General features: G+C 57.9%; 21 protein-coding genes. 5 read left to right on the top strand and 16 right to left on the bottom strand.

Annotated elements, in window-relative coordinates:
- The first annotated feature begins 102 nt into the window (after nt 1-102).
- Entirely contained in the window at nt 103-441 is a 339-nt protein-coding gene (locus tag HMPREF3098_RS03365) for a hypothetical protein (protein ID WP_070433991.1), read from the top strand.
- Between the two features lie 8 nt (nt 442-449).
- Here HMPREF3098_RS03365 and dnaG read toward each other — a convergent pair whose 3' ends face one another.
- Complete coding sequence (gene dnaG, locus HMPREF3098_RS03360; protein WP_210385928.1) at nt 450-2,396, bottom strand: DNA primase; 1,947 nt, start codon at nt 2,394-2,396, stop codon at nt 450-452.
- 107 nt (nt 2,397-2,503) lie between these two features.
- Between dnaG and HMPREF3098_RS03355 the strand changes: the two genes are divergently transcribed.
- Complete coding sequence (locus HMPREF3098_RS03355) at nt 2,504-4,219, top strand: FAD-dependent oxidoreductase (protein WP_070433990.1); 1,716 nt, start codon at nt 2,504-2,506, stop codon at nt 4,217-4,219.
- A 51-nt stretch (nt 4,220-4,270) separates the two neighbouring features.
- On the top strand, nt 4,271-4,717 hold the full coding sequence (locus tag HMPREF3098_RS03350; protein ID WP_070433989.1) for a guanyl-specific ribonuclease: 447 nt from the start codon (nt 4,271-4,273) through the stop codon (nt 4,715-4,717).
- Here the strand turns inward: HMPREF3098_RS03350 and HMPREF3098_RS03345 are convergent.
- Nucleotides 4,714-6,000, bottom strand: coding sequence for a deoxyguanosinetriphosphate triphosphohydrolase (locus HMPREF3098_RS03345; protein WP_070433988.1), 1,287 nt, complete (start codon nt 5,998-6,000; stop codon nt 4,714-4,716). The genes HMPREF3098_RS03350 and HMPREF3098_RS03345 overlap by 4 nt on opposite strands.
- A 55-nt stretch (nt 6,001-6,055) precedes the next feature.
- Nucleotides 6,056-6,745, bottom strand: a complete 690-nt coding sequence (locus HMPREF3098_RS03340) for a YdcF family protein (RefSeq protein ID WP_035113313.1) — start codon at nt 6,743-6,745, stop codon at nt 6,056-6,058.
- A 51-nt stretch (nt 6,746-6,796) separates the two neighbouring features.
- Here HMPREF3098_RS03340 and HMPREF3098_RS03335 point away from each other — a divergent pair, with 51 nt between their 5' ends.
- Nucleotides 6,797-8,833, top strand: coding sequence for a TPM domain-containing protein (locus HMPREF3098_RS03335; protein WP_070433987.1), 2,037 nt, complete (start codon nt 6,797-6,799; stop codon nt 8,831-8,833).
- A gap of 6 nt (nt 8,834-8,839) precedes the next feature.
- Here the strand turns inward: HMPREF3098_RS03335 and HMPREF3098_RS03330 are convergent, their stop codons facing one another.
- Both HMPREF3098_RS03330 and HMPREF3098_RS03325 read right to left on the bottom strand, forming a co-directional pair.
- Complete coding sequence (locus tag HMPREF3098_RS03330) at nt 8,840-9,385, bottom strand: hypothetical protein (RefSeq protein WP_035113311.1); 546 nt, start codon at nt 9,383-9,385, stop codon at nt 8,840-8,842.
- A 13-nt stretch (nt 9,386-9,398) separates the two neighbouring features.
- Complete coding sequence (locus tag HMPREF3098_RS03325; RefSeq protein WP_070433986.1) at nt 9,399-10,778, bottom strand: glycine--tRNA ligase; 1,380 nt, start codon at nt 10,776-10,778, stop codon at nt 9,399-9,401.
- Between the two features lie 560 nt (nt 10,779-11,338).
- Between HMPREF3098_RS03325 and HMPREF3098_RS03320 the strand changes: the two genes are divergently transcribed.
- A complete protein-coding gene (locus HMPREF3098_RS03320; protein WP_070433985.1) occupies nt 11,339-11,770 on the top strand; it encodes a Fur family transcriptional regulator in 432 nt (143 codons plus the stop codon).
- A gap of 49 nt (nt 11,771-11,819) precedes the next feature.
- Here HMPREF3098_RS03320 and HMPREF3098_RS03315 read toward each other — a convergent pair whose 3' ends face one another.
- The 11 genes from HMPREF3098_RS03315 to HMPREF3098_RS03265 all read right to left on the bottom strand — a co-directional run bounded on the left by HMPREF3098_RS03315 (nt 11,820) and on the right by HMPREF3098_RS03265 (nt 21,950).
- Nucleotides 11,820-12,908, bottom strand: a complete 1,089-nt coding sequence (locus HMPREF3098_RS03315) for a VIT1/CCC1 transporter family protein (protein ID WP_070434005.1) — start codon at nt 12,906-12,908, stop codon at nt 11,820-11,822.
- Nucleotides 12,909-12,962: 54 nt separating this feature from the next.
- Nucleotides 12,963-13,733: an isoprenyl transferase gene (locus HMPREF3098_RS03310; protein WP_070433984.1), complete on the bottom strand. Its 771-nt coding sequence runs from the start codon at nt 13,731-13,733 to the stop codon at nt 12,963-12,965.
- 86 nt (nt 13,734-13,819) lie between these two features.
- Nucleotides 13,820-14,566, bottom strand: a complete 747-nt coding sequence (recO, locus tag HMPREF3098_RS03305) for a DNA repair protein RecO (RefSeq protein WP_070433983.1) — start codon at nt 14,564-14,566, stop codon at nt 13,820-13,822.
- A 24-nt stretch (nt 14,567-14,590) separates the two neighbouring features.
- On the bottom strand, nt 14,591-15,085 hold the full coding sequence (locus HMPREF3098_RS03300; protein WP_070433982.1) for a DUF4282 domain-containing protein: 495 nt from the start codon (nt 15,083-15,085) through the stop codon (nt 14,591-14,593).
- Nucleotides 15,086-15,087: 2 nt separating this feature from the next.
- Nucleotides 15,088-15,732, bottom strand: a complete 645-nt coding sequence (locus HMPREF3098_RS03295) for a DUF4282 domain-containing protein (RefSeq protein ID WP_070433981.1) — start codon at nt 15,730-15,732, stop codon at nt 15,088-15,090.
- 100 nt (nt 15,733-15,832) lie between these two features.
- Complete coding sequence (era, locus tag HMPREF3098_RS03290) at nt 15,833-16,828, bottom strand: GTPase Era (RefSeq protein ID WP_371440941.1); 996 nt, start codon at nt 16,826-16,828, stop codon at nt 15,833-15,835.
- Nucleotides 16,829-16,881: 53 nt separating this feature from the next.
- Nucleotides 16,882-17,922 (bottom strand): hypothetical protein, encoded by a 1,041-nt coding sequence (locus tag HMPREF3098_RS03285; protein ID WP_141739646.1) that lies wholly within the window; start codon nt 17,920-17,922, stop codon nt 16,882-16,884.
- An 80-nt stretch (nt 17,923-18,002) separates the two neighbouring features.
- Nucleotides 18,003-19,400, bottom strand: a complete 1,398-nt coding sequence (locus HMPREF3098_RS03280) for a hemolysin family protein (RefSeq protein ID WP_070433979.1) — start codon at nt 19,398-19,400, stop codon at nt 18,003-18,005.
- A gap of 18 nt (nt 19,401-19,418) precedes the next feature.
- Complete coding sequence (gene ybeY / locus HMPREF3098_RS03275; RefSeq protein WP_035113304.1) at nt 19,419-20,018, bottom strand: rRNA maturation RNase YbeY; 600 nt, start codon at nt 20,016-20,018, stop codon at nt 19,419-19,421.
- 11 nt (nt 20,019-20,029) lie between these two features.
- Complete coding sequence (locus HMPREF3098_RS03270; RefSeq protein ID WP_070433978.1) at nt 20,030-21,124, bottom strand: PhoH family protein; 1,095 nt, start codon at nt 21,122-21,124, stop codon at nt 20,030-20,032.
- Between the two features lie 67 nt (nt 21,125-21,191).
- Nucleotides 21,192-21,950 carry a 16S rRNA (uracil(1498)-N(3))-methyltransferase gene (locus tag HMPREF3098_RS03265; protein WP_070433977.1) on the bottom strand — a complete coding sequence of 253 codons (759 nt, stop codon included), beginning with the start codon at nt 21,948-21,950 and terminating at the stop codon, nt 21,192-21,194.
- Between the last annotated feature and the right edge of the window lie 33 nt (nt 21,951-21,983).

Raw genomic sequence — 21,983 nt, 5'->3', positions numbered from 1 at the left:
ATAGTTGAGAAAAGTAGTTACTTACCGTCAGTCGAAGACCGACTCCAGAGACCTAACTCGCCCCCGAGTCATCCCCAGAGACCTACCAAGGAGTGCAAGCGAATGATTCAATTGGTTGTCGGAGCTGCCGCTGGCTACCTCATGGGTACCAAAGCTGGCCGCCGTCGCTACGAGCAGATCCGGCGCGGATACGAGACTGCAGTCAACTCGGAGGTCACGAAGACCGCACTTCGGGCGGGTAGGAAAGCGTTGGCGAATCGCTTAGATCCGGATCCGCGTATGCACGAGGTGCGTGACCTTTCCCAGTCTGCACGGCACAGCTTAGACGACGGACAAACGATTGTGGAAGCCGATACAGACCATCCCCGTGACCGCATTGATGCACCCACCTCCAGCGGGAAGCCCGGCCGACCGGCCAACCCTTTCAAGAAGCGGAAATAGCTCCCCAGCTATCCATTTACCCCACTACCCAGTTCCCCATAGGCTGCAGCGCGGGCCTGGAGCGAGCGACGATACTTCTCTAGGGCCATGAGGTCCGCAAAAAGCCCTTTGTACTCTTCCTGCTGCAGGTCTGGGCGCATCCGCTGCATCTTGGATTTCATATCCGCAATCTCATTGCCCACCCATCGTTCCTGCATGTGAGCCATGATCGCGTCCGCGTAGAACTCCAACCGGCCAGGTTGGCAGTGCACATCCTCCACAGCAAGCTCCGAAACAACGGCGGCTCCCATTGCATCTCCAATCAGACCGGCCACATTGTCGATCCACGCGGCACCGCCCGTGGCATTCGCTGCTCCCCCAGCTTTCGCCATCGCTTGGGCAATCGCAATGTAGGTTGGGTGCGCGAAACTCACCGGTGGCATGAGATCGAACATCTCGCCCGCCAGCCCTGGTTCTTGCAAGGCAATCTTGAGGACTTCCCTGGGGCCTTCCAGATACTCCTCGTTCGGATCGGGACGTTCCATAGAATTTACGGCACGCAGATCAGGGCGGTTGCCCGTGCGGGCTTCGCGGGCCGCTCCTTGTTTCAATTCCAGCTTTGGTTTTTCGGCCTTGCCTTTACGGGCCTCTTCGCGAACCTGTTTTACGACCTCAGCCGGGTTTTCCCAACCAACCCATCCGCTGGCCTGACGGGCATATTCATCGCGCATGGCATCGTCCCTAATTCCCGCGAGCACAGGCACGATGCGACGCAGCGCGTGTACACGGCCGTCCACGCTAGCTGTGTCATAGTCCTCAAGAAGCGCTCGAATAACGAATTCGAACATGGGGATGCGGGAAGCGACAAGCTCGCGTACCGCAGTATCTCCCTTTTCCATCCGAATATCACACGGATCCATGCCACCTGGGGCAATGGTGACGTAACTACGCCCCGTAAATTGCTGATCCCCTTCGAAAGCTCGCATAGCTGCCTTTTGGCCGGCTTCATCCCCATCGAAGGTGTAGATGATCTCGCCGCGGAAGAACTTGTCATCCAGCATGAACCTGCGCAGCATCTGCAGGTGATCCGCACCGAACGCGGTACCACATGCTGCCACGGCAGTAGTGACTCCTGCTGCGTGCATGGCCATCACATCCGTGTACCCCTCCACCACAACTGCCTGGTGAGAGCTAACGATGTTCCCTTTGGCATGGTCGATACCGAACAGCACCTTAGACTTTTTGTAGAGCATCGTTTCGGGCGTGTTCATGTATTTACCCAGCTTGTCGTCGTCAAAGAGTTTGCGAGCACCAAACCCGATCACATCTCCAGCGACGTTTTTAATGGGCCACAGCAATCTTCGGTGAAAGCGGTCGATCGGGCCTTTTGTTCCCATGCGGGATAATCCCGCGGCCTCCAGTTCCTTAAAGCTAAACCCCTTACGCAACAGGTGCTTAGTCAACGTATCCCAGCCGGCAGGGGCATAACCACAGCCGAACTGATCCGCATGTTCCATCTGGAAGCCACGGTCCAACAGGAAATTACGAGCGGAATCGGCCCCCTCGACGTCGCTATGGAACTGTTCACGATAGAACTCGTGAGCCGCCTTATTGGCGGCGACTAACCGCTGCCGGGTGCCGGGTTCCTCACGTTTGCCGGGGCCACCACCTTCATAGCGAATGTGGTAGCCAATGCGCTCTGCGCACTGTTCCACGGCTTCGGGGAATGTAACGTGCTCCATCTTCATCAAGAAACTGAAAACGTCACCGCCCTCACCAGAGGAGAAACAGTGGAAATAGCCTTTGTTCGGACGCACGTGGAAGGAAGGGGTCTTCTCGTCCTTGAAGGGGCTCAGCCCTTTCAGCGAGTCCACACCAGCCGGTTTAAGTTGAACATATTCCCCCACAACCTCCTCAATGGGGGTGCGCTCGCGAATTGCCTCGATATCCGCTTGGGGAATTCGTCCTTGTGCCATAGCCACCATGCTAATACTTGGGTACAAATCGGCCGGTGGCATGAAAAATACTTAAGAATTCTGTGTTTTCAGCAAGCACCCAAAAAGAACGCTCTAGGCTACTAAACATGACTCATTACGACGTACTCGTGATCGGCTCTGGTTTCGGTGGATCTGTCACCGCTTTGCGGTTGACAGAAAAGGGATATCAGGTCGGCATCCTCGAAGCGGGGCGCCGCTTTGAGGACAAGGATTTCGCCAAGAATAGCTGGCATCTCAAGGACTTCCTCTGGGCTCCTAAACTGGGCTTTTTCGGTATTCAGCGCATTCACCTCTTGCGGGACGTCATGATCTTGGCCGGTGCCGGTGTGGGCGGTGGTTCCTTGAACTACGCCAACACGTTGTACAAACCCGGTTCCCCTTACTTCCAAGACAAGCAGTGGGCGGGGATCACCGATTGGGAAGATGAGCTATCGCCGTATTATGAGCAAGCTCAGAAGATGCTTGGCGTGGTTGACAACCCAACAATGACCCCTGCTGACAAGCTCTCCAAGCAAGTCGCGGAGGAAATGGGCGTGGGGCATACCTTCCGCTTGGCGCCCGTCGGCGTGTTCTTCGGCGAGAAGGTAGGACTCAAGGGCAAGCCCCGGGAGACAGTTGCGGATCCTTACTTCGGCGGCGTGGGACCAGACCGCACCGCATGCCATGAGTGCGGTGAATGCATGACAGGTTGCCGCCACGGTGCCAAGAACACCCTGCTGAAAAATTACCTCTTCCTCGCGGAAAAGGGCGGAGCTAGGATTCACGATCGCACGACCGTAACAGCGATTAAGCGCAACGGTGACACGTGGGTCGTGGAGACCGAGGCCACCGCCACGTTCTGGCAGCGCAAACCCCAAAAACGTACCTTCACCGCCGATAACCTGGTGATGGCCGCAGGAACGTGGGGCACCCAAAACCTGCTGCACCGCCAGAAGGCCAATGGCAACTTGCCACAACTGCCCACCACGCTGGGGCACCTGACTCGCACGAACTCTGAGGCCCTCTTGGGTGCGAACTCCTCCAAGTTCGATTCCTCCGTAGACTATTCCCAGGGCGTGGCCATTACATCGAGCTACTTCCCTGCCCCGGATACCCATATCGAACCCGTGCGTTACGGCAAGGGTTCCAATGCCATGGGGCTACTGCAGACCCTCATGACCGATGGCGACAAGTTGCAGCCGCGCGTCTTGGAGTTCGTCAAACAAGCCATTGTGCAATACAAGGCCATTCCACGCTTGCTCAACCTGCGCAAATGGTCCCAGCGCACGGTGATCAACCTAGTGATGCAGACCCGCGATAACTCCCTGACAACGTTTTTGAAAAAGACGGGCCCGATCGTATCTCTATCCTCCAAACAGGGCACGGGTGAGCCCAACCCGTCCTGGATTCCAGAGGGTAACCGCGCCACGCGAATTATGGCTCGCCTCATGCCACAGGGCATTGCCGGCGGGGTGTGGTCTGAGGTTGCAAATATCCCACTAACTGCGCACTTCTTGGGCGGATGTGTAATTGGTTCGGGCCCACAGCACGGCGTGGTGGATCCGTATCACCGCGTATGGGGCTACCCCACTCTGTTTGTCACAGACGGTTCCTCCATTACAGCCAACCCTGGCGTGAACCCTTCCTTGTCAATTACTGCCAATGCAGAACGCGCAGCCGCAATGTGGCCGAACAAGGGTGAAGCCGATCCACGGCCCGCGCAGTCCGAGGGCTACCGTCGCATTGCGCCCGTGGAGCCACATTCACCCATGGTTCCGCTCACGGCACCAGCGGCACTGCGTTTGCCAATCACCCCGAAGTAGCCTCGCCTTAAGTGCACCAGCGCCAGCCAGTGCACTAGAATCTGACTACCAATGGACAAGAAAAAACCCACGCGTCTAGTCGGTATCGGATCTGCCGCCGCAATCGCCCTGCTGTCTGGATTGGGGTGGCTGTCCACACAGTCCGATGACAATCACGGCTCCACGGCCACGAATACCACTGCTTCCTCCGGCATTCCAGACTGCCGGCTCTCCTCGCTCCCGAAAGAAACCTCACAGCAGGTCAAGGACATCCTCATGGGCGCCGAGCCCGATGACGGTCAGGCCGATGGTAAACATTTCGGCAACTACGAAAACCTCTTGCCACAGAAAAAGTCCAGCTATTACCGGGAATACACCGTCAAAACACCTGGGCTGAAGCACCGCGGTGAACGCCGCATTGTCGTGGGTGGCGGGTCAAAAACTGATCCCGATGTGTGGTACTACTCCGACGATCACTTTGAGTCTTTCTGCCACATTCCGGATGCCGAAGACCGCTAGGCCCACGCAGCACTCGCACCACTGGCGAGCTTGTCCAGCCGTTCCAATCGGGATTCGGTGAGCGATGCAACTTGGTCAATCACAACCCGCAACGCCGCGTGATCGTCTTCCGCAGTCTCGAACCATCCCTGGAACTGTGGATCGAGTGCGCCTGCTCCCCCGTGCCACAAATAATCCGTCACACGAAAGATGCGGTCGCGTTGGCGCTCCTGCTGGGCCTGGTGCCGGGTTTCGTCCATCACATACAAGACCGCTACGGACTTCAGTAGCGTCACTTCAGCTTCCACGACGGGTGGAATAACCAAGTCTGCGGCATATCGACCAAGCGGCCCCGGCCCGTACTCCGCTCGTGTCGCCGTCACACATGCCGTGACGAAACGCGATACGAGCTCGCTGGTCATTGCCTTCAATCCCGCTAAATCCCGCAAGCTGCCCCCGTAATCGGCCGCCCGCGCCACCAGAGGCATATCCCGCAACCGCCCGGCGGCCTCCAGCAGAGCCTCCACAGAGCCGCCGAAGACCTTCGCGCCTTTTTCTGCCAATGCTGAAATTTCAACCAGATCCCACAGAACATCCATGGTGATGCGGCCGGAAACGATCCCGTCTTCCACGTCATGCACGGAATACGCCACATCATCGGACCAATCCATGATCTGGGCCTCCAGGCACTTTCGCACCCCCGGCGCGCCGTCGCGGGCCCATTCCAGCACATGCAAGTCATCGGCGTAGCAACTGTACTTGCGCCGCACACTGCCATCGTCGGCGATCGGCCCCCACGGGTACTTACATGCCGCATCGATGCTGGCGCGGGTGAGGTTCAAACCATAGGAATTGCCGTCGGCATCCAAGGTCTTGGGTTCCAACCGGGTGAGGATCCGCAACGTTTGAGCATTGCCTTCAAATCCCCCGCACTTCTGCGCCACTATGTCGAGCGCCACTTCCCCGTTGTGTCCGTACGGAGGATGCCCAATATCGTGGCTTAACCCAGCCAGCTCCGTCAGGTCTGGATCACACCCCAGGGTTTTACCAATCCCACGCGCGATCTGCGCTACTTCCAAGGAGTGGGTCAGCCTCGTACGCGGCGTGTCCCCAGTTCCCGGCCCGACCACCTGGGTTTTATCAGCCAACCTGCGCAAAGCCGCGCTGTGCAGCACGCGGGCGCGATCGCGGTCGAAATCATCGCGGCGGTCATCCACGGATCCCGGCAGCCCTAACCGCTTGCGTCCCAATTCGTGAATCCGCTCCCGGTCGTGTGCGGTGTACCGGTGCGTTTTCGCATCCACGTTGCGTTCCTCCCTGACCAACTCGAGTTCCCTCTCCACCGCGCATGGCGGCGACTTAGGATACTGCCACCTCGGGGAATTTAATATCTTCGCGCTGGGCAGTCTTGTAGTACATCAATCCCAGTGTCTCATGAAGAATGCTGTTGACCTGTGCAGCTCGGCTCGACACACTTGGGCCACTTCGGGTCGGGGAGCCCCAGGCGTCGAGCCCCTGGTCCTTAACCATCGTGGTGGCCCGCAACGAGTGGCCGGGGTCCGTCACCACAACGGCGGTGGACCAGCCACGGGACTGAGCTTCGGTGTGGAGGGCTTCGGCGCTGGAGATGGTATCCACGCCGGTGCGCAAGGCAACCACGTCAGACTCGGGAACACCATAGCCGGTAGTGAGGTAATTCTTTCCGGCTTCCGCCTCGGTAAAGCGATCACCGTCCTTTTTATAACCCACCGTCACGATCTTGGGGGCGGTCCCTTCCTTATACAACTCCGCGGCGTGATCCAGCCGGGCCGCCAACCACTTGGAGGGCTTGCCGTCATACTGCGCCGCACCGAGGACGAAAATGACATCCGCCTGCTGGCGGTCGTCCGCCCGGGCGAAGGACCACACGTGGGCTGCGGTGGCTCCCGTAATGAGCGCTATTGCCAACAGCGTTCCAAAAATTAGGTAGGTGATCGAGCGCGCGATCCCGCCGAAAAATGCCCCTACCGCGGAGCCCCGCCCCTGACCCAGTGAGTTGTAGCCTGCCATGGCTAATAAACATACGCGGTCAAGCTTGCGAATTGCGTTAAGGTGGACTGCATGCTTCCTAAAACTTCCGGGTGGCGCATCACCCGGGTATCACTAGCTGGCGCAATGGGCGCCGGTTTACTGTTGTCACCTGCTATTTTATGGGCCGACGCCCACTTGGCCAGCGTCCAAGCCCAAGCTCAGGGCGTAACTGTTGAGCGGTTACAACTATCCAGCCGGTTGGTCGATCAAGCTGGTGTGATCGACGGGTCCGCAAAATCCGACATCGAGGCAGCGCTCCGCGAGGGAGTGCAGAAGAACAAGACCAAGTTGTATTTGGTGTACACGGATCAGCAAAGCAACAATCCAACTCGTGTGGCGCAGCAGCTTCGTGCTCAGGATTCCTCCGCCAACACCATGGTGATGGTGATCAGCACGACCTCGCGAAATGTCGGAATGGATTGGGGTGAGCGTGTATCGCGCTCGCTAGCCGGTGAAATTCGCGATGCGGCTGTGGCCAAGTTGACCAATGATGATTGGACTGGGAGCGCCCAAGCTGCGGCCAATAAGGTCGCGGGGCGCGCTAGTACCGAGTCCAAGGTGTGGATGGGTGCTGGGGCAACCGCTGTGGTCGGTGGTCTTGGTGGAGCGGTGTGGTGGTCACGTCGAAACCGTCGCAAAACCGAATCACAGCAGCTAGAGGCCGCACGCACAATCGATCCAGACGATGTGGATTATTACGCGCAGCAGCCCACGAGCGTGTTGCGCACACTGGCGGCTGACGAACTGCAGAGCACCGATGAGTCCATCCGAAAGGGAGCCCAAGAACTGCAGGTGGCGACGGACGAGTTCGGCCCGGAGCGCACCCGCGATCTCGCGCGGGCCCTGGAGCATTCGCGCAGCACTTTGACGCGGGCTTTCGAGCTAGAGCACCAGGTGCGCAGCGGAGTGGTGATGCAAGAAGACCAGGTGCGCAGCATCTTAATCGAGGTCATTTCTTCCTGTGGCAAGGCCGATAAGAACCTCAATGCCAAAACAGCGGAGTTCAATAACCTGCGCCAGGAGCTCATTAACGCGCCCGAGCGAGTGGAGGAACTGCGTCGGCGAACAATCGAGCTGCGAGGGCGGATTCCTCGTGCTCGCAATAAGCTCACCGAGTTGCACAGTCGTCTAGATGCCAACCTGTTAGTCTCTGTGCAGAACAACCCTGACGTGGCCGAGGAGGAGATTAACGAAGCCGATAAGGCTCTGGACCGCGCCAACGAGCTGCTCAAGCGTCCGGCGGGTGAACAAGGCGGGTTGATCGACGTCATCGGCGGGGCCCGCATGGCGATCAATCAGGCGGATAGCCAGCTCACCGCGGTCGAGCGCGCTGAGGAGCAATTGCGCCAAGCGCACAACAACCTCACGTCCTTGATGTCTGAGGTCGAAGGCGAGATCGCCGAAGCCGAACGGCTACTCCAAGGGCCGGCTTCCTTCGATCGCACCGCGATGGAACAGGCCATCAGCAACGCGCGGCTAGCATTGCAACAATCAAATGAGGCGCGTACCAGCAACACTGATCTGCTGGGCGCGTACAACACACTATTGCACGCCGATGCAGAGTTGGACGACTGCTTGGATTCCGCGCGGGGCGCCGAGAGCGATTTCCGCCGCTCCGATGCCATTGTTGGCCGAATGGTTGATAATGCCGCTTTGCAGCTGCAGTCGGTAGAGGACGTGATTAACAACCGCGGCTCGATCATCAGCGTGGAATCACGTTCCGCTGCCAACGCCGCTCGGCAATACCTGGCCGAAGCGCAGCAGGCACGGGCCACCAATCCGAAGTCCGCGATGTCCGCGGCCCAGCAGGCTTCCAGCTGGGCAGAGCGAGCTACTCAACTGGTCCGCGAGGATATTGACCGCTTCAACAATCGCAACAACTTCTACGGTGGTGGCGGATACGGCCGAGGCTATGGCGGTGGAGACATCCTGACCGGCATGCTGCTCGGATCGTTATTTAGCGGCGGTGGCGGTTTCGGTGGCGGTTTCGGTGGCGGTTGGAATGACGGCGACGGAGGCTTCGGTGGCGGAGACTTTGGTGGTGGCTCGGATTCCGCCAGCTTCTAGGTCACACTAGAGGGTGCCGAGCCACACCACAATTGCCATCACGGCGATGAATGCCAAGAACCACAGCACGGCCGTGTTGGCATTGAGCATCCGGCCTTCGAGACAGCGGCGAGCCACCCACGACGTAAAGATCTGAACGTCGAGTGGCAGTTTTTGCCCCGGTCCTTCGAATTCCACGTGGAGATTCCGCAGCCCGCGCTGGTCTCCCGTAAATTGACCGACCTTTTCGCCATCAATGTCCAAGACAAAGTTCTGCTTGGCTTCGTTAATGATTCGGATTGTGTGCCGGTCAGCTTTGATCTCAATATTTTTTGCACGAGAGAACTTTTCGGCGTCAAGAGCCGTAGCAGTCCATGTTCCGGTGCCTGTCTGGGCACTGATTTCTGGGCCCTCATCAGCATGGAGTGCCCACGTGTCCCCGCCGAATCGCAGGTGGTTTACTCCGCGTTCTTGAGCGAATTCGGCAACGCGATCCATGTCGTCAGCAGGTCCGGCGTAAATCGGGAAGGTGTGCCCATCGCTGGGCAGGCCCCAACGGATATCGGAATTCACGCAGATATCCTTCCTAGCAACCGGCGAGGCGCTCACCAAGGTAAGCCTGCAGGTCTTCGATCTTCACGCGCTCTTGTTCCATGGTATCGCGCTCGCGCACGGTCACCGCGTTGTCCTCGAGGGTATCAAAGTCGACGGTCACGCAGAACGGGGTGCCGATTTCGTCTTGGCGACGGTAACGGCGACCGATGGCACCGGAAGTGTCGTAGTCGGTGTTCCACAGTCCACGCAGCTTGTCGGCCACCTTCTCCGCGGTGGGGGTCAGTGTGTCTTTCTTAGACAGCGGGAGCACAGCCACCTTGACGGGCGCCAAACGACGATCCAACCTCAAAACCGTACGTGTATCCGTGCCACCCTTGGAGTTAGGGACTTCCTCTTCCTCGTAGGCATCGCAGAGGAATGCCATCATGGCTCGGCCCAAGCCAGCCGCGGGCTCGATGACATATGGGATCCAACGCTCATTGGATTCCTGATCGAAGAAGGAGAGATCTTCTCCGGAACCTTCGGAGTGCACACGCAGGTCGTAATCGGTACGGTTTGCTACGCCCTCCAGCTCGCCCCACTTGGATCCCTTGAAGTGGAATGCATATTCCACATCTACGGTGCGCTTGGAGTAGTGAGACAACTTCTCCTGTGGGTGTTCGTACAACCGCAGGTTTTCTTCCCTAATACCCAGGTCGATATACCACTGGTAGCGATCGTCAATCCACTTCTGGTGCCATTCTTCATCCTCACCGGGCTTAACGAAGAATTCCATCTCCATTTGTTCGAACTCGCGGGTGCGGAAGATGAAATTACCCGGTGTGATCTCGTTACGGAAGGACTTACCGACCTGAGCGATACCAAATGGTGGCTTTTGACGGGAGGTCGTCATCACGTTTTTGAAGTTCGTGAAGATACCCTGGGCGGTCTCTGGACGCAGGTAGTGCAGGCCTTCCTTGTCGTCCACTGGGCCCAGGTAGGTCTTCAGCAGGCCGGAAAACGCCCGTGGCTCGGTCCACTTACCAGGCTGGCCGGTTTCGGGATCGTTGATATCTGCCAAACCGTTGGCTGGTGGGTGCCCGTGCTTCTCCTCATAAGCCTCGAGCAGGTGATCTGCGCGGTAGCGTTTGTGCGTGTGCAGGGATTCCACCAGCGGATCAGTGAATACATCCACGTGGCCGGAAACCTCCCATACCCGCTTGGGCAAGATCACGGACGAATCCAGACCTACCACATCACGGCGAGAAGTCACCATGTGGCGCCACCACTGGCGTTTGATGTTCTCTTTCAGCTCGACGCCCAGTGGCCCGTAGTCCCATGCAGACCGGGTTCCTCCGTATATTTCTCCACACGGGTAGACCAACCCCCGTCGCTTCGCGAGGTTAACTACGGAATCGATGTTTCCGGCCATGGCTCTATTATTCTCCTTGTGTAGACCTCGCTGGTTGCGAGGCTGAAATAGGGGATCACAACTCCCCCTATCCTAACGACTCACTGGGTCGGTAGCCGTGAGGGGGCGGTCCAACGTGATCTTTAAAGAGGGCAAGGAGCGCCAACAGGATGAGTGACTCATACCCCTTCACCGCGCGACTCGTCCGCCGCTGGGCATTAAAAAGGACCCGCAGTTAAAGGGGGGGGTATCACTGCGGGTCCCGGCCACACTGTCCACCGAAGTGAATGGGGCCTGTTCCCACCAAGTAGAGGCGACGAAGGGGGGGGGTTACGTCACCTCAGGGGAACTACCTGTAATCTAACGAATCATCCCAAAGAATGTCAAGTACCTAATCTAAGCGTTTTCCGAGCGCCTAGTGCGCTCCCTTGAAAGGAGGCCACTCACACCTCGCCCCCCATACTGACCCGCCCTGGACCTCTCAGTGAACGTCTACGGCAATTGAAAACCAATTGAATATGGTGAGCGAAGTGCCTAGAGTAGATGACAAATCATCACTAACTCCAAGGAGATCTGAGTTCATGGCTCAGCAGGAAACCGCTGCATCTTCACGTCGCCCCAAGATCGGCCAGCGCAATACGCGCCAGCGCCGGGCAGTAGCCGACGTTTTGGATGGAATCACCACTTTCTCCAGCGCGCAGGACATCCACCACGAATTGACTACCAAGGGCGAAAAGGTGGGCCTCACCACGGTCTACCGCACCTTGCAACAAATGGCGGATATCGGTGCCATCGATACTCTCCACGACGAATCGGGAGAAACCCTCTACCGAAGCTGCGCAATGGACGACCATCACCACCACCTCGTGTGCACGAAGTGCCGGAAGACCGTCGAAATCGACGGCGGCCCGGTGGAGGATTGGGCCGAGCACATCGCAGCAAAACACGGGTTCCACAAATCCGGTCACACGGCCGAAATCTTCGGCCTGTGCTCCGCTTGCCAATCCAAGTGACTCAAACAACCCCGAGTAAGGGCCTCCTCCGCTGTCCTCCCTGCCTCAGCTACACAGAGACGTCAAACAGCGATCCCAAACCATAGGTGATCGCCGCTGCGCCAAAACCGATGACCAGTTGGCGCAAGGCACGTTTAGCGGGCGTAGTCCCAGAGAGTATTCCCACCACTCCCCCAGTCAGCAGGAGGGATAGCCCTACCAACACGCACGCGACAACGGCTGCGGTAGGTCCTTCTGCGCCAAATAAATACGGCAGAACGGGGATCAGCGCACCAATCCCGAAGAGGAAGAAGCTGGATACCGCCGCAGACATGGGCGACCCGCCATCCTCGCGTTCCACCTCGATATCATCAGTGAAAGTCGGCACCGCCTTTTCATCGCGGTCGTTCGCGATGATGGATTCGAACACGCGCTGTGCCTTGGCTGCTGCATCGTGCGAACTCATGCCTCGGGCGCGGTACACAAGCGCCAGCTCGTTTTCTTCCACATCCAGTTTCGGCACCGACCGGCCAGCCTCGGGGTTCGGCGTGTTAGCTTCCAATAATTCCTGTTGCGATGAAACGGAGACATACTCCCCCGCCGCCATCGAAAGTGCACCCGCCAGCAATCCGGCGATTCCGGTCACCAACACCACATTCGCAGAGGCCCCGGTGCCCACCATTCCCAAGACCAGGGACAAATTGGATACCAACCCGTCGTTGGCACCAAAAATCGCTGCGCGGAAGTCACCGCTCATTTTGGCCCGGCCGCGTGTGGCCAACCCCCGGACCACCTCGGCGTGGATCGCTTCGTCAGCCACCATTTGCTCGCTGGCATCGTTGTCCTTGACGTACTCATTGCGGGACTCCGCCGATTGCATCAACGCCAGAACGAACACCGATCCAAAGCGTCGCGCCATCCAGGCCATCATGCGCGTGCCCAGGCTGGCCTTCCGTGGCAAGCCGACGTATTCCCCCAGGCGATTCCGCCAGTAGGCCTCGTGGCGCGCTTCGGCCTCGGCAATCGCCAGCAGAATCTCTCGCTCCTCGCCGGTCTTCTTGCGTGCCAGCTCCCGGTACACCGCTCCTTCGGCTCGCTCGTTCGCTAAATATTGACGCCACCTAGCGATCTGCTTCTTCGTCGGTGGTTGGGTGGGCACGTGACCCGCCTTCGTTTCTGCTGAATCGTGACTGCGATCCACGCCCAGCTCCTCTTACTTCACGCCGCCGAAGCGACGGTCCCGCTTGGCGAATTCCAACACAGCTGCCCGCAGATCATTGGGCGTGTAATCCGGGAACAAAACGTCCTGATAGACCATCTCGGCATACGTCGATTGCCAAGGCAAAAAGTTCGACGTACGTTGCTCGCCCGAGGGACGCAGGAACAGGTCCACATCTGGCATATCGGGTTCATCAAGGTAATCAGCGAACCTGGCCTCGCTAATCTGTCGGGGCTTCAGCGCCCCACGGGCCACGTCGTCCGCGATGGCCCTGGCGGCGTCGACAATCTCGGCCCGGCCACCATAGTTCACGCACATGGCAAGAGTCATCTTCGAGTTCGTTGCGGTCTGGCACTCAGCTTTTTCCAGTTCCGCGATGACCGAACGCCACAGTCGTGGGCGCCGTCCCACCCAACGGATACGTACCCCCAAACTGTCGAGGTAATCACGCTGCCTGCGCAACACATCGCGATTGAAACCCATAAGGAAACGGACCTCTTCGGCGCTTCGTCGCCAATTCTCGGTGGAGAATGCATAGGCCGAGAGGTAATCCACACCCAGCTCGAGGCACTCTTCCACCAAACTGAGAAGCACACCTTCTCCACGTTTATGCCCCTCGGTGCGGGGCAACCCCCGATCCTGAGCCCACCGCCCATTCCCGTCCATGACGATCGCGATGTGCTTGGGCACGAGCTCAGCCGGAATGGAGCTGCGATCGATATGGGTGGCGGCTGGTGCAGGACGTTGCGTGTTCACCCGTTCCATTCTGCCAGCGATTCCCTACCCCGCCAAGAGAGGGGCAATGACGGGGAAACCGGGAAGGTGCTACTGACTACTAGCGGAATCAATACTTACAGGGCCGCATACGCGGGACAACCCGATTCCAGGTGATAACGAACGTGGCTGAGAAGCAATTCGTGTGCTTGCTGAGAAACTGCACGATCCGTCGCAACTTCCGCAGCAATATCGTTGCGATCGTTGGCTAGCAACCACAACAACCGAACAGCTTGCCCAGGGGGTGTCATTGCCCCCGGTGGACGGCACGTAACACACACTGCCCCGCCGGCCATGGGGTGGAACGCGCGGTGCGGGCCCGTCTTCCCACATTGCGCACAGTCAACCAAGCTGGGTGCCCATCCGGCCATATCCAACGCTTTCAATACGAAGCGATCAACCACGTTCACTAGGGGCAACGACGGATGAGGAGCGGCGAGGTCGCGGAGGGTGGCGTCGAGAAGAAGAAAGACAGAACTATCCTCCCCGCCAAATAAGTGTGCAACCTCAAGCGCCGCGCACCCTGCGAAATAGCGATCGGGGTCAGCAACAATGGGGCCGGCGTAGGATTCCACCGCATCCGCATCCGTGATATTGGCCAATCCTCGGCTTGGGTAAATCTGCACGTTGACTCGCGTGAAGCGGTCTAACTTGGCGCCGAACCGTGACTTCGATTTGCGAATTGCTTTAGCGACGCCCCGCACCTGCCCATGGTCGCGCGTCAATAGCACGAGGATCAGATCTGCCTCGCCCAATTTATGGGTGCGCAAGACGAAAGCCTCGTCCCGGTAAGTGGGGCGAGGCGATGACGTTCGGCGAGGCATGCCCGCAAGTATAAGCCCAAGCGACTACAGGGTGGCGATTCCTGCCTCGTGGCGTTGCTTGATGCGTTGCCACGCTTCAGCTGTGCGCATGAGTGCCATCAGCACTTCGAGTGAAATGCGCAGCAAACCGATTTGGATAAGGGCTCCGATGGCGCCCGTCACCAGGGACATTGCCGCGTAACCTGCAACCGCACCTTGTGATTTATCAATCTGCGAGTCCAGTTCGGAGCCGTAGGTGGGGTAATTCGTGTACGGACTATAGTCACCGTACGCGCCCGATGGGCGAAGTTCGTCTTGCAAAGAATCCAGCAATGAGATTCCGAGCAACGCGCCAAAGAACGGCATGAGTGCCCACAGGACAATTACCACGATGCCTAGAATGTAAAGGACCCTGACGAGGCTGGGGGTCACGTACTTAGTGAATCCAAAATTGAACAAAGCGGAAAAGAACGTATCCTGCTTTGAACCCATCTGGATGTTCGGGCCGCCATCACGATATGGCGTGTTTTGATTAGTCATTACTAGCCCCCAAATGGGCCGCTGTAGCTTTGTCCCGAAGTCTCTTCACGTGCCTGGCGCTCATCAATCGACTGGACCGATTGAGAAGTGCGAATGATCGCAGTGGACACTTCCAATCCCACACGGATCATTGCTAGGTAAAACAGCCCGCCCACAACCAACAGAGGCAGCAACAACAGTCCGATTGCTCCACCGTCTTGGGTGAGGCCAATCAGCAGCGCGATGACACCAATGAAAAGGAAAAACCCGATTCCAACCATCGCAAGGATGTACACTGCCTTGACGACCGATGGCGTGGCGTACTTGGTGAAGCTGAAGTCAAACAGGGCGCCGAAGAAGCTGTCTTTTTGCACCCCGGTCTGGCCGAATCCAGGCGCCTGGTTTGGGTAGGCACCGAACTGCGGGTTCCCCTGCTGTTGGGCGCCGTAACCTGCGTAATTCTGGTTAAAACCTGCGGCGCCGTTGTCGTTTGGGTTATATCCATCGGTGGCATGGGATCCGAAATTGCTGCCATTGGCGGGGGCACCATAACCGTTAGAGTGCGCCCCACCTGGGTTTCCGTACCCGTTGGGCTGTACGCCATCTGGGTTATTGTTCCCGGAACCAACGGGGTGGGAGCCACCTTCGGGCTGGTTTGGATTAGTCATGAATGCAGTGCCTTCCAAAAAAAGGGGAATGTGATCTACTCACACAATGTAAACGATGGGCATTTCTTTTGCAGGAGGCAACCCGCCTCTTAACTGATGTTTAGAATCCAAGCTTGCCCAGTTGCTTTGGATCGGATTGCCAGTTCTTGGCGACCTTCAGGCGGACATCCAGATAGATATTTTGTCCCAGCATTTCAATGATCTGCAGTCGCGCGTTATGGACTGTACGGCCCAGCCTACGGCCACCCTTGCCGCGCAGAATTGCCTTTTGCCCCTCCCGCTCCACGTAAATGACCGCGTGGACGTTCAGTACTCCCTCACGCGTAGGGGAAGGGAACACCTCGTCAATCTGAACTGCTACGGAGTGTGGCAACTCATCTTGCAATCCGGCTAGAGCAGCCTCACGAATTAGCTCAGCCATGCGAGTATCCCGGTCATCATCCGTGACATGACCGTCCGGATAAAACTTGGGCCCCTCAGGAAGGTGCTCCGCGATGACGTCAGCCAGCACATCCAATTGGATTTTCTCAGTGGCGCTGACGGGAATGACATCAGCCCCATCGAGTAGATCGTGCAACGCAAGCAACTGCTCGCCGACTTGGTCTTTCCCAACTTTATCGACCTTCGTGACCACCCCGATGAGCCCTGTTTTCGGCGCTACCTTGCGAACAGCATCGACGATCCAGCGGTCACCGGGACCGATCTTTTCATCAGCCGGCACACACACGGCGATGAGGTCGACATCCTGGTAGGTGTCTTTCACCATCTCATTCAGCCGTTCACCTAGGAGCGTCCGCGGACGGTGCAGGCCGGGAGTATCAACAACGACAATCTGGCTATTCTCTCGGTGCACGATCCCACGAATTGGATGACGGGTCGTCTCCGGCTGGTCGGCAGTGATCGCAATCTTCTGTCCCACCAACGCATTGGTGAGTGTGGATTTACCGGTATTGGGTCGGCCCACAAAACTCACGAAGCCGGAGCGGAATCCCTCCGGCGCACTGAAATCAATTGGAGCTACCGCTGAATCAGCTACGGCTTCAGCAGGTAGCTGGGATTCGTCGGGGAAATGCATATCACTGTTCACGCTAACCATTGTGCCCGACGCAGCGACAGTTAACTAACCCCACTGCCGCAATGCTAACCCCACTATTTTGTGGTGGCTGCCTCATCCTTCGCAGGCTTCTCGGAGTCCTTTTCCGGTTCCTTGGCCTCGGAAGATCCCTTCGAACTGGAGCCCTTTTCACCCTGTGGGTTGAACAGGTTCTTGAAGAAATCGAAGATTCCGCCCAGGAACTCCAGCAGCTTAGTCAGGAATGGAATGCTATTGATGAACGAGCCGGCCACAGTGGGGTTCTTCGAAGACCCATCGACAATGGAACCCGCAGAACCCAGCTTATCCTTGGCGTTTTCGAAAAGCACGTCCTGCTCGATGCCTTTATATACCTTTGGGGAAACACCGAGGAAGGCGTTGCCATCACACAAGACGATGCCCGTCGCCTGTGCAGTTGGAAGGGTCATCGTCCACGTCTGGGATTTGCCCGGCTGGATTTTCGCACCACTGCCAATGGCCCCCTGCAGACCCAAGCTCAAAATCTGGGATGCAGCCTTGTCGCCCTCAGCAACAGTATTCTTATCATTTTCCACACCAAAAACGGCGGATTCGTTCTTGGCAAGAATGCCAGCGAAAGTTTCCACCAGCACGCCAGGTTCTTGCTCCTCTGCACCAGGCTTATTCAGGCCGGCAGCTTTAACATCCTTGTATGGCAACGCCAGACCAGAGCAGCTTTGCTGAGCTTCCGTTTTATTGGTGTAGGTCACGGACAGCGTCTTGCCATCCCGAACCATCTTCACTGGCCCGGTTAGTGCATCGTGAGCGGTCGTGAGCTCCGTAACGATAGCTTTAATTCCCGATTCCTCGGCTGCTTGCTTCTCCGGTCCAGTGACGGCACCAGCGGGGGACGCGGTCATCCCCAATGCGGTCGCAGTAGCAACCGCAGTAATAATCGTGGTCATTTTGCGCATGGCATACTCCCTTGCATCGAAAAGTGGACTTAGATTTCCCAAAAACACACCGCCGTCAACTACGACCGCAGTTGCGCCGGGCGCGGATGAATCCGTCGTACATCTCGCCACGTTCGCGATCGTGTGCAGAATTGTGGAGTCGACATCGGGAGCTTTCGGGCTCAAAGCAAACAATCTCACACGTTTACTTTTAGCGCCAAAAGAACATCGAATCGGCGCAAGATCCTACACATTTGGGGGTAAAACTACCCCTCGGGCTCCGCGCTTTCCGCTACCCGAGAAACCACTGCGGAGCGGATCTTCAATCGCCCACGGCGATCCCGCCCGCCCTCATAAACAATGTGCAGTCCAGCGGTAGTAACTTCAGCTCCGGGAATGGGCACGCGACCCAGCTCGAAAGCACCTAAGCCGGCCACGGTATCGACCTCGTCGAGCTGTTCCTCGCTAAACTCCAGCGGACTAGTGTGCCGCGAGATTTCGGCTGCGCTGTCGTGAATCTCGTCCGGATCATCGCCTCGGTGATCTAAGAACTGCTGGCGGTCGGATTCTGCAAAGAGTTCTTGCAGTTCTTCCAAGCTGAGGCGAGCGACAACACGATATTTGCCATCCCCCAGTTCTTCGATTGGTGCCATTTCCGTGGCATCGTATTCGTCCGCGATCTCACCGACGATCTCTTCCAGGATGTCCTCAATGGAAATCAACCCGGCAATAGCCCCGTATTCGTCAACCAGCATGGCGATATGTACCTGGTCTCGCTGCATGTCTTCCAGCAGGTCATCCAGGTTCCGCGAATCCGGCACAAACACCGGAGGGCGCATCACATCCGACACACTAACCGATCGGCCGCCGTCCTGGGAGTAATAGGTCTTGGCCACCAAATCCTTCAGGTACACCACACCGACGATGTCGTCGACGTCCTCACCGATCACCGGCAAGCGCGAATGGCCAGATCGCACGCACAAGCTGGTGGCCTGTCCCGCGGTCTTATCGGATTCGATCCACAGCATCTCCGGACGCGGAACCATCACCGAACGTGCGGAGGTCGAGGCGAGATCGAACACCGACTGAATCATGCGGCGCTCGTCGCGCTCCACGATCCCTCGCTCCGAAGCGATATCTACCAGCTCGCGCAACTCCACTTCTGTCGCAAAGGGACCATCCCGAAATCCCCTGCCCGGCGCGAGGAAGTTACCCACAGCCACCAGTAACTTTGCAATGGGCCCCAGTAGTCGCCGCATACCCAAGAGTAGAGGCGCGGTTTTCAGCGAAATGGAATACGGATTTTGGCGGCCCAATGTCCTCGACAGCACACCAATAACGACGAACGTGATCACGGTCACAGCGGCAATCGCGATCACGTACGTGCTCGCGCTATCACCCCGCCACGTAAGCAGCAGCCCAGCTGCCAACACTGCCCCGGCGGCCTCGCACACCGTTCGCAGCAAGATCAACAGGTTAATGTGCTGCGCACGGTTATCGATGACATCCAGAAGTCGCCCCGCACCCGGCTTCTCGTCCTTAACAAGAACTTCCACTCGCGCGCGCGAAATCGCGGATACCGCTGTTTCCACAAGCGACAACGCACCACCCATCAGGAGTGCGAGGAAAACACCGAGGGGGCCGAAAATTGCGAATGAGTCCATGCTGTTGGTTTAGGTGTCTTAGTCTTTGTCGGGGTGGCTGGCGCTGGTGTCGATGTTCGTTGCGCCCGAATCGTCTTTAGCATCTACGCGGTCCGCCGCCGTAGGGAAGGCTCCGGCCCCGCTGGGCTTTGGTGCAAAACTGACGCCACGCTCCTCTTGCGAGTCATACCAATTAGCCAGAATCTCATTCTGGAGGGAGAACATGCGCTGCTCCTCCTCTGGCGTGGTGTGATCAAAGCCCAACAGGTGCAACACACCGTGCACCGTCAGCAAGTCCAGCTCATGAGCTAACGAATGGCCAGCTCGGTCGGCCTGGCGCTCCGCGAAGTCCGGGCACAACATGATGTCTCCCAACATCGCTGGACTCGGCGGAGGACCGTCCTTACGGCCCCAACCCGGTGTGAGTTCATCCATAGGGAAACTCATGACATCCGTGGGGCCTGGCAAGTCCAACCACCGTTCATGGAGATCAGCAATAGTGTCCAGATCCACAATATGGATCGACAGTTCCGCCGCAGAATGAACATCGAGAGTCCACAGTGCGTACCTAGCTACATCAATGAGCTCCTCCTCATTGACTTCTCCACGACCGGATTCATTGAAAACTTCAATACTCACGTCTTTGGGCCCTATCCTTTGTGCTTCTTGCCACGTCCGAGGCGGCGCTCTTGGAGTTCTTCTTCGCGGTCCATGCGGGCTTGTTCCTCTTCGGCTTCGAAAGCCTCGTAGGCGTCGACAATCCTAGAGACCAAACGGTGACGCACCACATCGTCACTGTCAAAGGCAGTGACGTGCACGCCGGGAACATCCCGCAAAATCCGTTGTGCCACGCGCAAACCCGATTCCTGATGGTGCGGTAAATCGGTTTGACTGAGATCGCCCGTAACGACCATTTTGGAACCGAAGCCTAGGCGTGTAAGGAACATCTTCATCTGCGCGGGCGTGGTGTTCTGGCCCTCGTCGAGAATCACGAAGGAATCGTTAAGTGTGCGACCGCGCATGTACGCCAACGGAGCAACCTCAATAACACCGCTTTCCATGAGGCGCGGGATCATCTCCGGATCAACCATCTCGCGCAGTGCATCATGCAGCGGGCGCAGATACGGATCAATTTTATCGCCAAGAGTGCCCGGCAGAAATCCCAATTTCTCTCCCGCTTCCACCGCGGGACGAGTAAGGATAATGCGGGTCACGTCCTTGTTTTGCAAGGCTTGAACCGCCTTGGCCATAGCCAGATACGTTTTACCCGTCCCCGCCGGTCCCACACCGAACACGACGGAATGATCATCGATAGCTTCCACGTATTCCGACTGGCCGGGAGTTTTCGGCCGGACGGTCTTGCCACGGTAGCTGACGATCGGATCATCGGACCCAAGGACAGGAGCACCCACTTGCTGGGGCTCCTCCGGCGCCCCATCCAGCTGGGGGCTACGGGAGCCACGATCGTTGTGCAACGCGATGATCCGTCGAGTGGTATCTGGTGTAACCGTGTTGCCACGACTGACCATGTTGGCCATTTCTTGGAGGACCTGCCTCACACGCGAAACCTCGGAGGCCTCACCGCGGATGGTCACACGGTTGCCCCTGGTGAGCATGTCCGCGTCATAGGCATTCTCAATCACACGCAGGTTTTCATCCCCTGGGCCGGCAACGGCCACAGCAGCATCTGGGTCCAGCTCAACGGTAGAGCTGGCCACGCGGGGGTGAGCCTGAGATGGGGTCATAAACGAGGTATGTCCTTCACTTGTTGGGCGAACGCTGGAGTTCGGGTTGGGCGAACTATCTGCCAGCCTAGTCGGTGGTTGCAGCCCAGCGAGGACTGAGCGCACCGATTGCCCCGAGGGCCACAGCTGCTGCAGAAGCCGTACGCAACACTTCGGGTCCAAGAACAACCGTGCGGGCGCCTAGGGATTCCAGCTGGTCAATCTCCTCCGGCGCCACGCCGCCTTCGGGACCAATAACCAAGACGACCTCATCACAGGTGGTGAAATCACAGGACTTCACGCTCACAGAGGCACTTTCGTGCAAGACGAGAATTTGGCGACTAGCCGTGGGGGCGTCGTCCAAAAACTCGGCAATCTGCGCGACTGAGCGAACTGGCATGGTGACCGCGGGAACCCGCAAACGGCGCGCCTGCTTGGCCGCAGATCGGGCAGCGTTTTCCCACTTCACACGCGCCTTGTGCTCTTTGCCTGCCCACTTAGCGATCGTGCGGGCCGATTCCCAGGGGATGATCCGATCAGCACCGGCTTGCACCATGAGATCCACGGCGAGTTCGGCTCGCTCGGATTTCGGGATGGCCTGTACGACTGTCACGATAGGCCGAGGTGCCGGAACAGCTAACCCTTCCGTCACCTCTACTTGCCCCCCGCGCCAAACCGCACGAACGGCCCGCGATTGACCGTCTGTGATAACCAGCGGTTCCCCATCCTTGAGGCGCTTGACATCTACGTGCTTGGCTTCGGCCCCTGTGAGGGCAAAGCGAAATCCCGCACTGCCATCGGCGGCCGCTTCTATAGGGATGGGGTGAATGAATACTGGGTCAGTCATGGCGGGGCAATCTCATCACTGTGGAAGTTGGTG

Origin of the sequence: Corynebacterium sp. HMSC28B08 (assembly GCF_001806865.1) — a bacterium.
GTDB classification, from domain to species: Bacteria; Actinomycetota; Actinomycetes; order Mycobacteriales; family Mycobacteriaceae; genus Corynebacterium; species Corynebacterium auriscanis.
The sequence above is the reverse complement of the archived record's forward strand: the minus strand, read 5'-3'. Positions and strand labels throughout refer to the sequence as shown.